The following is a 13107-nucleotide window of genomic DNA, read 5'->3' as shown; positions in this document are numbered from 1 at the left end:
GGGTGGCGTGCCCGGCACGCCACCCCCGGCGGGGTCAGTTCCCGTGCGCGCCCTCGGCCAGCAGCTGCCGCAGTTCCTTGCGGCTGGTCTTGCCGACGCCGGTCTCGGGGAACTGCTCGACCACGACCACCGCGTCGGGCATCTTCCAGGCCGCGACGCCACGCTCGCGCACGAACTTGCGCACCGTGATCAGGGTGGGCCGCCGCGCCGGGTCCACCGGCTGGACGAACGCGCAGATGCGCTGTCCGAGAACGGGATCGGGCGTGCCGACGATGACGGCGTCGCGCACCTCGGGATGTTCGAGCAGGTGTGCCTCCAGCTCCTCGGCCGACACCTTCTCGCCACCACGGTTCACCCAGTCACCGGCGCGTCCGGCGACCACCAGATTGCCGTCGGGCCGCACCGCGACGATGTCGCCGGTGCGGTACCAGCCCTGCGGGGTGAAGCTGCGGGCATCGGCCTCGGGATTGTCGTAGTAGCCGCGAATCGTGTACGGGCCCTGGGTGATCAGATTGCCCTGCGCGCCCGGCGCCACCTCGGTACCGTCGTCGTCGACCACGGCGATCTGGTCGAATTCCGACATCGGCCTGCCCTGGGTGCTCACCACCACGTCGATCGGATCGTCGAGGCGGGTGTAGCAGACCAGGCCCTCGGCCATGCCGAACACCTGCTGCAGGGTGACCCCGAGCGCGGGGCCGATCCGGCGGGCCAGTTCGTCCTGGCAGCGCGCGCCACCCACCTGGACCACCCGCAGGCTGGACAGATCGGGAGTGTCACCCGCCTCGGCCCGTTCGGTCCACAGCCGTGCCAGCGGCGGCACCAGGCCGGTGATGGTGACCCCGAACCGCTCGATCAGCGGGAAGGCCGTGGCGGGTGTGGGATCGGGCGTCAGCGCCACCGCGCCACCGGCCCACAGCGCGCCGAGGATGCCCGGCGAGCTCATCGGGAAGTTGTGCGCGACCGGCAGCGTCGCGAGATAGACCGTGTCGCTGCCGAGTTCGCAGATCTCGGCGCTGCGGCGCACGCTGTAGAGGTAGTCGTCGTGGGTGCGCGCGATCAGCTTGGGTATGCCGGTGCTGCCGCCGGACAGCTGCAGGAACGCGACGTCAGCGGCGTTCGGGCCCGGCAGATCGCTGGGCTCGTCCCGGAATTCGGCGATGTCGTGGGTGCCCTCCGGTGCGGTCCGGCCCTCGTCGAGGACGAGCAACACGTGGCGCAGGCCGGGTACCTCCGCGCGCACCGACTCGGCCAGCGCGGCGTAGTCGAAGCGCTGGTGCACGCCGCTGGTGATCATCGCGGTCGCGGCGGCGGCCTTCGCGATCGGCACCAGCTCGCCGGCGCGGTGGGCTGGCAGGCAGAACACCGGCAGCGCACCGAGTTCGAACAGCGCGAAGATCACCTCGACGAACTCGGCGCGGTTGGGCAGCTGCACCAGTACCCGGTCGCCGGGGGTGATCCCCAGGCGGGCCAGGCCGGTCGCGAGCGAGCGCGCGCGGTGGCGGAGCTGGTGGTAGGTCCACTGGGTGGCGGGGTCGAGAACCGCGATCCGCTCCGGCGTGTCGGCCGCGCGCGCGGCGAGAACCGCGCCGAATGTCTCACCGGTCCAGAGATTTTCGTCACGGTAACGTCGCGCCAGGTCAGCGGGCCATGCGGAGAAACCGGGGAGTACGGGATCGGTCAAGTCGAGCACCTCTTTCCAGCGGATATCGCGGTATTGCTGCCGGAGGTTATGAGGGAAGCTAACCAACCGACCATAGATTCAGGTTAGGCTAACCTCATGTCTAATGGTGATTCCAGTGGGCGGATCGTCGTCGTCACCGGCGCCGCCGGGGGTATCGGCGCCGCGGTGGCCGCGCGATTCGCGGCCCAGGACCGGGTGGTGTCGCTGTGGGACCTCGATCCGGCAGTGCACGAGACCGCCGCGGTGATCGCGAGCGCGACGCACACCCTTCGATCCGATGATGCCACCCCCGCGCCGAGGAGCGGAAGTGTAAGCGCCGCAACACTGATCGAGCGGCGCGCGGCGGTGCACGGCGTTACCGTCGACATCACCGACCCCGACGCGGTGGGCGCTGCCTTCGACCGGCTCACCGCCGAGCACGGCACCGTCGAGGTGCTGGTGCACGCCGCGGGCATCCTGGCCGGAGGCACCCCACTCGAGCTCGACCCGGCCGACTGGACCCGCTGTCTCACCGTGAACGCCACCGGAACCATGCTGGTCACCCAGCGCGCCGCCACCGACATGGCCGCCGCGGGGACCGGCGCGATCGTCGTGGTCTCCTCCAACGCCGCGGCCACCCCCCGCGTCGGCATGGCCGCCTACGGCGCCGCCAAGGCCGCCGCCACCGCGTTCACCCGGTCGCTGGCCCTGCAGGTCGCGCCGCTGGGCGTGCGGGTCAATGTGGTCTCCCCCGGGTCCACCGACACCGCCATGCTGCGCGGCATGTTCGGCGGCGACGCCATCGACGAGACCGCCCACACCGCGCTGCTCGACGGCGACCCGGCAGCCTACCGGCTCGGAATCCCGCTGCGCCGCATCGCCGCTCCCGACGACATCGCCTCGGCCGTCCACTTCCTGGCGTCCGACGGCGCCCGCCACATCACCATGCATGACCTGCGGGTCGACGGTGGCGCAACGCTAGATATGTGACCGAAAGGGTGATCACCATCAGTACCGACAGTTCAGACCCCGCTTTCGTCCTATCCCGTCCGCATCGGACCGTCTCCGCGTCCGCGGGCGGGACGGTCTTCCGGTCGGCGCACGACGCCGTGACCGCGCTGCGCAGCGGGCGGATCAGCCATATCGTCGGCGCACTGCCCTTCACCCCCGGCGCGCCGACCGCGCTGTGGGCGCCGGATTCGGTCACCGTCACCGACTCGCCGTACCTGCCCCGGCCGCACGTCGCGGTGCCCGGCTTCGAGCTCGACGAAGCCGTGCCCGCCCCGGCCGAACACCAGCGCCGGGTCGCCACCGCCGTCGAACTGCTCGGCAGCCCGGCGCATCCGGTGCGCAAGGTGGTGCTGGCCAGGGCTCTGCGCGCGGTCTCACCGACGCCCGTGCGCGCGCTGGACATCCTGGATCTGATGGTCGCCTCCGACCCGCAGTCCAACGGCTTCCTGGTCGACCTGTCCGCCGCCGGTGGGCGATATCCCGGCCGTCACCTCGTGGGCGCCAGCCCGGAGATCCTGGTGCGCCGCACCGGCAACGAGGTGCTGAGTCATCCGCTGGCCGGGTCCACCCGCCGCATCCTCGACGACGCCGCGGCCGACCGCCGCGCCGCCGACGCCCTGCTCACCTCGGCCAAGGACCAGGCCGAACACCGCTATGTCGTCGACCAGGTCTCGGCCGTGCTCAGCGATCGGTGCGCCGAGGTCGTCACGCCCGCGGCGGAACTCACCTCCACCCCGGCGATGTGGCATCTGGGCACGCCCATCTCGGCGACCGTGCCGCTGGCCGGACCCTCCGCGCTGGAACTCGCGGTGGCCCTGCACCCCACCCCCGCCATCTGCGGCACCCCGACCGGCGCCGCCGCGCGTCTGATCGCCGAGCTGGAAGGCGAACGCGGCTTCTACGCGGGCGCTGTCGGCTGGTGCGACGCCGACGGCAACGGCGAGTGGATGGTGAGCATCCGCTGCGCCGAACTCTCCGACGACGGCACCACCCTGCTCGCGCACGCGGGCGGCGGCATCGTCGCCGCGTCCGATCCGGCCGCCGAACTGGCCGAGACCACCGGCAAGTTCCAGCGCATCCTCGGTCCGCTCGGTATCGCGGACCTGCCCGTCACCGTCGGCTGACACCGACTTTCCATCCGAACGAGAGAACGTCATGCCTATCCCCCCGATCGCGCCCTATCCGATGCCCGGTGCCGACGAGTTCACCGCCGACCAAGTCGACTGGACCGCCGAACCCGGGCGCTGCGCGCTGCTGATCCACGACATGCAGCAGTACTTCCTCGACGCCTACGACCTGAATCGCGATCCCGCCCGCACCCTGATCGCGAACATCGCCCGGCTGCGCGATCGCTGCCACGAACTCGACATCCCGGTGATCTACACGATGCAGCCGGGCAACCAGCACCCCTCCCGGCGCGGCATTCTCGCCGACTTCTGGGGCAGCGGCATGGCCGAGGGCGCCGACACCCAGGTGATCAACGCCCTGGCGCCCGAACCGCAGGACATCCAGGTCACCAAGTGGCGCTACTCGGCGTTCCAGCGCACCGACCTGCGCGAACTGCTCGGCTACTACCAGCGCGACCAGCTGCTGGTCACCGGCGTCTACACGCACATGGGCTGCATGCTCAGTGCCGCCGAGGCGTTCATGGGCGATGTGCGCCCGTTCCTCGTGCACGACGCGACCGCGGACTTCAGCCGCGACGAGCACGTGATGGCGCTGAACTACGTCGCCCGGCGCTGCGGCGCGGTGACCAGCACCGACGACCTGCTGCGGCAGCTGGCGACAGCCCGTATCGAAGCCGACGCCTGACCGGCTCGCGTCACCGGTGACCACGCCCGGCGGGGTCCCGGTGACGCGGAACACAATCCGCTATTCGTTTCAAACTTAGGCTAACCTACCCAAACCTACGTCCCGCCGGGCTCGGCTCGAGCCCGGCACACGCGTGGGAGGGGTGCGTACGTTGATGGAGGAGTTGCTGTGAGCTCGGTGAAACGGGACGACGTGAGCGCCGAACATCCCGGATTGCCGCTCACCGGAGCACAATTGGGCATCTGGAACGCCCAGCGCCTCGACCCCGACTCGCTCAGCTACATGGTCGGCGAGGTACTCGAGATCTCCGGGCCGGAACCGATCGATGTGGCCCTGCTCGACACCGCGATCCGCCGCACCGTCGCCGAAACCGACACCATGCGCCTGCGATTCGCCGAGACCTCCGACGGCCCGCGCCAGCACCTCACCGATCACGAACCCGAACTGCGCCCGCTGGTGGATCTGCGTGGCGAGGCCGACCCGTTCGCCGCCGCGCACCGGCTCGTCGCCGCCGAACGCGAACGCTCGGCCACCTATTGCCGCGCCATGGTCGACCGCCAGCTCTACACCTACACCCTGCTGCGCCTGACCGACAGCGACGTGTGGTGCATCCAGCTCTACCACCACCTGATCATCGACGGCTACAGCGCGGCCATGGTCTCGCGCCGCGTCGCCGCCCACTACACCGCGCTGCGCCGCGACGCCGAAGTGCCGCGCCTGCGCTGGGGCTCGATCGAGACCCTGGTCGCCGAAGACCTGGAATACCGTGCCAGCGAAGCACATCGGCACGACCGCGACTACTGGCGCGACCGGCTCACCCCGCTGCCGCCGCTGGACGGTCGCGGCCGCGCGCCCGAGGGCGTGGTCGAGCGGACCCACGAGGTGCGTGCCGTGCTCGACGCCGAACTGGTGGAGCGGGTGAAGACCGCGGCCACCACGGCGGGCATCACCTGGGCCGACGTGCTCGTGGCCGGATACGTGGGTTTCGTGCACCGGCTGCTCGGCGAGACCGACGTGGTCATCGCGCTGCCGGTGATGGCGCGCGTGGGCAAGACCGCGCTCACCACGCCGTCGATGGCGGTCAACGTGCTGCCGCTGCGGGTGCCGGTGTCGAGCCAGGACCGCCTCGGCGACCTGGGCAAGCGGGTGGCCGACGCGCTGCGGGAGATGCGCTCGCACCAGCGCTTCCGCGGTGAGGACCTGGCCCGCGAGTTCGGCGGCGCGCAGACCGGCGCGCTGCTGCACGGCATCGGCATCAACCTCAAGGCTTTCGACTTCGCCCTCGATTTCGACGGCGCCACCGGCACCCTGCGCAATGTCGCGGGTGGCCCGCCGGAGGATCTGGGCCTGACCGTCACCCCGCTGTCGGAGGACCGCATCCAGCTCGGCTTCGAGGTCGACGCGCGGTCGCTGGACGCGGCCACCGCGCGGCGCCGGATGGACGCGCTGGTCGCGCTCATCACCGAACTCGTGGACGCGGCGGACAAGCCGATCGGCGCGATCACCCTGTACCCGCACGAGTCCGCCGCCGACCGCGCCGGTGCGACGCTGCCCGGCGTGCCCGAGGACGCGGTCGAGGTCTTCGACGCCATGATCGCCGCGCGCCGCGACGATGTCGTGCTCGTCGACGGCGCCCATCGCCTCACCGCCGCCGAACTCGGCGCCCGCGTCCACCGCCTGGCCCGCTACCTGCGCGGCCGCGGTGTCGGCCCCGAGGACATCGTCGGTATCGCGCTGCCGCGCACCGTGGAACTGGTCGTCGCCCTGCTGGCCGTGCGGCACGCGGGCGCGGCCTACCTGATCCTCGACACCAACCACCCCGCCCAGCGCCTCGCCGACATCGTCGACGACGCCGCACCGGCGCTGATCCTCACCGACGACGCCATCGCCGACACGGTCTTCCCCGACCGTGCCGCGATCCTGGTCCGCCTGTCGGACAGCGTGATCGGCGAGTCCGTCGCCGCACTGGCCGAGGGCCCGCTGACCACCGCCGAACTCGCCGCGCCGCGCTCGCCCGCGCACCTGGCCTACGTCGTGTACACCTCCGGCTCCACCGGCAAGCCCAAGGGTGTGCAGATCTCCTGCGGGGCGATGGCCCAGCTGCTGCACCACCACCGCTCGACCGTCTACGCCGACACCGCCGCGCGCGTGGGCGGACGGCAGCTGCACGTCTCGCACACCTACTCCTTCGCCTTCGACGCGGCGCTGGATCAGCTGCTGTGGCTGTGGTGCGGGCACCGGATCCACCTGTACGACACCGACATCCAGAAGGATGCCGCCGCGCAGATCGCCGCCTTCGTCGCCGACGGCATCGACGTGGTCGACACCACCCCGTCGATGGCGACCGCGCTGATCGACAACGGCCTGCTCGGCAGCGCGCACCGTCCCGAGCTGCTGCTGCTCGGTGGCGAGGCGACCTCCCCCGCGCTGTGGTCGGTCATCGTGGCCTCCGGGGTGGCCGCCCGCAACATGTACGGCCCGACCGAAGCCACCGTCGACGCGCTGAGCGCGGCGGTGAGCGGCGAACTGCCGCAGGTGGGTCCGCCGCTGGCGGGCACCCGCGCCTACCTGCTCGACGGCGCGCTGCAACTCGTCCCGGACGGCGAGATCGGCGAACTGTATCTGGCCGGACCGCAATTGGCGCGCGGCTACCTGGGCCGGGTCGCGGTGACCGCGGACCGGTTCGTCGCCGATCCGTTCGCCGAGGGCGAGCGCATGTACCGCACCGGCGACCGGGCGCGCAGGCTGCCCGACGGCGGCTACGACTACCTCGGCCGCGCCGATCAGCAGATCAAGGTGCGCGGCTACCGCGTGGAACTCGGCGAGGTGGAAGCCTCCCTCGGCGCGCTGCCCGGGGTGGCCGCCGCGGCTGCCACCATCCGCAAGTCCGGTGACAGCACCCGGCTGGTGGGCTACCTGGTCCCCGAGGCGGGCCGCTCCCTGGACGCCGACCAGCTGCGTCAGCGGCTGACCACCCTGGTCCCCGACCATCTGGTCCCCTCGGCGCTCGTGGTGCTCGACGCCCTGCCGACCACCGTCAACGGCAAACTCGACCGGGCCGCCCTGCCCGCCCCGCAGCTCACCTCCGGCGGGCGCGCGCCGCGCACCGAACAGGAGCGGGCACTGTGCGGGGTGGTCGCCGAGGTGCTCGGCCTGGACCAGGTCCATGCCACCGACGACTTCTTCGGCCTCGGCGGCGACAGCATCACCGCCATCGGCGTGAGCAGCCGCCTGCGCGCGCTCGGCTGGGAGGTACCGCCGAAAACCCTGCTGGCCCAACGTGATCTGGCCGCCATCGCCGCGGCCGCCGAGGTGGCCGACCAGCAGGCGGGCACCCCGGTTCCCGACGAGGCGACCGGCCCCGTGCCGATCCCGCCCATGGTCGGCGCCCTGCTCGAAGCCAACGACAGCCGCACCGCCATCGCCGGTTACGCCCAGTGGACGGCCCTGACCCTGCACGAGGACCTGACCCTCGACCACCTCACCACCGGCCTGCAGACCCTGCTCGACCGCCACGACGCCCTGCGCCTGATCCTCGACGCCGACGACGGGCTGGAGATCGCGGGCGTGGGCACGGTGCGCGCCGCGGACCTGGTGCTCGAAACCACCTCCGCCGCCAACCTCGCCGCCCCGGCCGACATCGACGCGCTCATCGCGACGATCGGCGCCGACCTCGCCGCCCGCCTCGACCCCGCGACGGGTGTGCAGATCCGCGCGGCCCTGGTACGCACGGCACCGGATGTTGCCGACCGGCTCGTGCTGGTGGGCAATCACCTGGTGGTCGACGGTGTCTCGTGGCGGATCATCGTCCCCGAGCTGCACGAGGCGTGCGCGGCCGCGCGGGAGGGTCGTCCGGCGCGGATGTCGGCCAAGGGCAGCTCGTGGCGTCGCTACGCCACCCTGCTCGCCGAGGCCGGGACCGCGGGCGAGCACCGCGCGGAACTGGCGCACTGGGAGCACGCCCTCGGCGACGGCACCGTCACCACGCTCGGTGACCGCCCGCTCGACAAGGCCATCGACCTCGTCGAGAGTGCCGAGCGGACAAGGACTTTCGCCGCCCCCGAGATCTCCGAAGCCCTGCTGTCCACGCTGCCCACCGCCTACCGGGCCAAGACCGACGACGTGCTGCTGGCGGCGCTCGTGCTGGCCCTCAACGCCTGGCGTCACGAACTGGGCGCGGCGCTGGAGCCGGGCAGGCCCGTCGCCGTCGAGGGCCACGGGCGCGAAGCCCTGCGTGCCGACACCGATTTCGCGGGCACCATCGGCTGGTTCACCAGCGAGTTCCCGGTCTGGACCCCCGCCACCGGTGTCGACACCCCCGACGGCCTCGCCGAAGCCCTCGCCGGTGGCGCGGCGGCCGGACGCCTGCTGCGCGCGGTGAAGGAGGCCAAGCGGGCCGTCCCCGGCAACGGTGTCGGCTACGGCGTGCTGCGCAGGCTCGACCCGGAGACCGCGCCGCGCTTCACCGGCCTGCGCTCGCCCGAGGTGCTGCTCAACTATCTCGGCCGCTTCGGCGGCGGTTCCGCGCTGCCGTGGAGCCTGCCCGAGCACGACCCGTTCTCGGTGACCGAGCCGCCGGAGAAGGCGCTCACCGAGGTGCTCGCGCTCAATGTCTTCGTGCACGAATCCGCCGCCGGGCCCCGGCTGGCCGTGGAATGGACCGCGGCGGGCCGGATTCTCGACGCGCGGCAGGTCGAGGCCGTCCAGCGGCACTTCGAGCTCGCGCTGGAGGCGTTCGCCGCGCACGCGCGGCTGTTCCCCGGTGGACTCACCCCCTCGGATGCCCCCGGCCTCGCCGTCGCCCAGGAGACCATCGACACGCTCGAGGCCCAGCACGGCCCACTGGCCGAACTGCTGCCGCTCTCGCCGCTGCAGGAAGGGCTGCTGTTCCACGCGATCCGCGACGGCGCCGACGATGTCTACGCCCTCAGCGCCCGCGTCGACCTGCACGGACCGCTCGACGGCCCCCGCCTGTCGGCGGCCTTCGACACCGTCGTCGGCCGTCATCCCACCATGGCCGCGGCCTTCCACTACGCGGGCCTGGACCAGCCGGTGCAGGCGGTTCCGCGCGCGGTGGGGATGCCGTGGCGCGAGGTCGATCTGTCCGGTCTGCCGCGGCGCGCGGCCGAAGCCGCCGCCGACCGGCTCGAGCTCGAGGCGACCCGGCACCGGTTCGACGTCGACCGCTCCCCCATGCTGCGCGCCACGCTCATCCGCATGCCCGGCGACGCGCACCGCCTGGTCCTCAACACCCACCACCTGGTGATCGACGGCTGGTCCACCCCGATCGTGCTGCGCGAGGTGCTGGCCACCTACCACGGCGACGAACTGCCCTCGCCCGCCTCCTACAGCGACTACCTGGCCTGGATCGGCACCCGTGACCGCGCGGCGGTCCGCACCGCCTGGTCCCAGCGGCTGGCCGGGCTGACCGCGCCGACGCTGGTGCGCACCGACACCTTCCAGGAGCGCGAGTTCCGGCAGTGGCAGGTGCCGCTGTCGGCCGAATTGTCCACGGCGCTGGCCGAACTCGGCCGCCGTCGCGGCCTGACCGTGAACACGCTGGTGCAGGGCACCTGGGCGCTGGTGCTCGCCGCGCTCACCGGCCACACCGATGTGGTGTTCGGCGCCACCGTCTCCGGCAGGCCCGCCGAACTGCCCGGCGTGGCCGGAATGGTCGGCCTGTTCGCCAACACCGTCCCGGTGCGCTGCGCCTTCGACCCCGCGCGCACCCTGCTCGAGCAGTGGGCCGAGTTGCAGGCCGACCAGTTCGCCATGCAGGAATTCGACTACGCCGGGCTGGCGGAGATCGAACGCGCCGCCGGTCTCGGCACGCTCTTCGACACCCTGGTGGCCTTCGAGAACTTCCCGAATGCCGGTGCCGGGCAACCGGACTCGCACGAGCTGCGGCGCGGCGAGTTCCACAACCACGGCACCACGCACTACCCGATGACCCTGATCGCCCCGCCGGGCGACCAGCTCACCCTGGTCATCTGGTACGACCGCGCCGCCGTCCACGACGCCACGCTCGCCCGGATCTCCGACCGGATCGGCGCGGTCCTCACCGCGGTCACCGCCGCCGAGGACCCCGTGTCCGCGAAGTTCCTCGAGCCGCTCACCCCGGCGGCCCTCGACGCACAGCCGACCACCGAGCAGCCGGACCCGCAGGGCGACACCCTCGCCGTCTGGGGCACCCCGGTCGATCCGTCGGCTCCCGCCATCACCGCCGAGGGCGTCACCATCGATTTCCGCGAGTTCGAGGCCAGGACCAATCGCCTGGCCCGCTGGCTCGTCGCGCGCGGGATCGGCCCCGAAACCGTGGTGGCCGTTGCCCTTCCGCGATCCATCGACTCGGTCGTCACCGCGCACGCGGTCTGCCGCGCCGGTGGCGTGTACCTGCCGATCGACCCGGAACAGCCCGCCCAGCGCATCGAGAAGGTCCTCGGCACCGCCGCCCCCGCGCTGGTGCTGTACTCGCTCGACGAGGCCGACACCAGCGGTTTCGCCGACACCGCGCTCACCGACGCCGACCGGCTCGCGCCGCTGCGTCCGTCGAACATCGCCTGCCTGCTGTTCACCTCCGGCTCCACCGGGGTGCCCAAGGGGGTGAGCCTGTCGCACGCGGCGATCATCTCCACCTTCGAATGGCTGCAGCGCGAACGCCGGTTCGGCCCGGGCGACACCATGCTCTACCGCACCCCGCCGATCTTCGACGCCTCCCTCATGGAGATGTTCCTGCCGCTGCACGTCGGCGCGCGCATCGTGCTGACCCGCCCCGGCGGGCACCGCGACCCCTACTACCAGGCCCAGCTCATGAGCAGCGAACGGGTGACCGCGATGTGGATGACCACCTCGATGCTCACCGTGCTCGCCGAAGAGGCCGACCTGTCCGGCTGCACCGACCTGCGCTGCGTCCTCACCGGCGGCGAGGTGCTGCCGCCCGCGACAGCGCGGCGCATGCGCGCGCTCACCGGCACCGCCGTCTACAACTTCTACGGTCCCACCGAAGCCGCGATCGGCTTCACCTTCCACGAGACCACCGACGCCGACACCACTTCGGTGCCCGTGGGCGCCCCCGCCGACGCCGTGCGCATCCTCGACGACCAGCTGCGGCCGGTCCCCGACGGCACCATCGGCGAGCTGTACATGACCGGTGTCCGGCTCGCGCGCGGCTACCTGGCCCGCCCGGACCTGACCGCGGCCGCCTTCGTCGCCGACCCGTTCGGCGCGGGCACCCGCATGTACCGCACCGGCGACCTGGTGAAGCGAAACCCGCGCGGCGAGCTGGAATACGTCGGCCGCACCGACAGTCAGGTGAAGCTGCGCGGTCAGCGCATCGAACTCGGCGACATCGAATCGGCGCTGCTCGGGTGTGCCGGAGTGGCCCAGGCCGTCGTGCTGCTGCGCGAGGACACCCCCGGTGACCAGCGCCTGGTCGCCTACCTCATCGCCCGCTCCGGCGTCGTCCTCGACACCGACGCGGTACGCGAGCAACTGCGAACGGCCCTGCCCGCGTACATGATCCCGTCGGCGTTCCTGGTCCTGGATCACATCCCGCGCACCGCGACGGAGAAGATCGCCCGCCAGGAACTGCCCGCGCCGGACTCGGCCCCGGTGTCCGCGCCCGCGGTCGTCGTGCAGGACGACAGCCTGATCGGCACCATCCGGGAGGCCATGGCGGCGGTGCTCTCGCTCGCCGAGATCGGCGCCGACGAGGACTTCTTCGAGCAGGGCGGGCACTCGCTGCTCGCGGTCCGCCTGGTCGGGCGCCTGACCAGGGCCGAGCTGCCGGTCGTCCTCGACGACGTCTTCTCCGCGCCCACGGCTCGCGCGCTCGCCGCCCGGATCGGCGCCGTCGATCCCAGCGCGCAGCGGCCGGTCGACGGGCTGGCCAGCCTGGGCAGCCGCCTCGAACCGGTGCTGGAACTGCGCGCCGAAGGTTCGGTCGCACCGCTGTTCTGCATCCACCAGATCGGCGGCACCGCCTGGAAATACGCGCCGCTGGCCCGCCTGCTGCGCTCCGACCGCCCGGTCATCGGCCTGCAGATGCCCCAGCTCACCGCACCGGACACCCAGACCCGCACGCTCGACGACCTGGCCCGCTTCTACCTCGACGCCGTGCGCCGCATCCAGCCGCACGGCCCCTACCACCTGCTCGGCTACTCCCTCGGCGGCAATATCGCCCACTCGATGGCCGCCATCCTGGAGGCCGAGGGCGAGCAGGTGGCCTATGTGGGCCTGCTCGACTCGCACCCGCTGTCGAACCTGACCGACCGGGCCGCGGCCACCCTGGCCGACCCGTCCGGCATGGAGGCGCTCGTGCCCGAGATCGGCGAGTACCCGGCCGAATTGGCGGCCGTGGTGGTCCATGCCGCGACCGAGCTGCTGCGCATGGTCACCGAGTCCGAGTCCCCGGACTACAGCGGCCCGATGGCCCTGTACTGCGCGGACAACGGCCTGGAACCCGAACGCGTGCACGCCCAGCTCACCGGCTGGGCGGCCGCGGGCGCGCAGCTGGTGATCCGGCGACTGCCCTACACCCACAACGAGATCGCGATGCCGACCGGCTGGACCGAGGTCGCCGCGCTCATCGACGCGGATCCCGCGATCCGCGCCTGAACTTTCCA

Annotated in this window: 5 protein-coding genes; 4 read left to right on the top strand and 1 reads right to left on the bottom strand. The window is 72.1% G+C overall.

Annotation, left to right across the window (positions count from 1 at the left end):
• Positions 1-34: 34 nt before the first annotated feature.
• The gene (locus tag ACWEMY_RS25075; RefSeq protein ID WP_452391975.1) at positions 35-1690 is read right to left on the bottom strand and encodes a (2,3-dihydroxybenzoyl)adenylate synthase; all 1656 of its coding nucleotides are present in this window, start codon (positions 1688-1690) and stop codon (positions 35-37) included.
• 87 nt (positions 1691-1777) lie between these two features.
• On the opposite strand from ACWEMY_RS25075, the gene ACWEMY_RS25070 reads away from it, so the two are divergent.
• The 4 genes from ACWEMY_RS25070 to ACWEMY_RS25055 all read left to right on the top strand — a co-directional run bounded on the left by ACWEMY_RS25070 (position 1778) and on the right by ACWEMY_RS25055 (position 13099).
• Positions 1778-2650, top strand: a complete 873-nt coding sequence (locus ACWEMY_RS25070; RefSeq protein WP_452391974.1) for an SDR family oxidoreductase — start codon at positions 1778-1780, stop codon at positions 2648-2650.
• Positions 2647-3795 carry an isochorismate synthase gene (locus ACWEMY_RS25065; RefSeq protein WP_375934903.1) on the top strand — a complete coding sequence of 383 codons (1149 nt, stop codon included), beginning with the start codon at positions 2647-2649 and terminating at the stop codon, positions 3793-3795. Before ACWEMY_RS25070 ends, ACWEMY_RS25065 begins: the two co-directional genes overlap by 4 nt.
• Positions 3796-3826: 31 nt before the next feature.
• The gene (locus ACWEMY_RS25060; protein WP_452391973.1) at positions 3827-4483 is read left to right on the top strand and encodes an isochorismatase family protein; all 657 of its coding nucleotides are present in this window, start codon (positions 3827-3829) and stop codon (positions 4481-4483) included.
• A 168-nt stretch (positions 4484-4651) separates the two neighbouring features.
• Positions 4652-13099 (top strand): amino acid adenylation domain-containing protein, encoded by an 8448-nt coding sequence (locus tag ACWEMY_RS25055; RefSeq protein ID WP_452391972.1) that lies wholly within the window; start codon positions 4652-4654, stop codon positions 13097-13099.
• Positions 13100-13107: the final 8 nt, after the last annotated feature.

The sequence above is a fragment of the Nocardia sp. NPDC004415 genome (assembly GCF_053602435.1).
The sequence above is the reverse complement of the archived record's forward strand: the minus strand, read 5'-3'. Positions and strand labels throughout refer to the sequence as shown.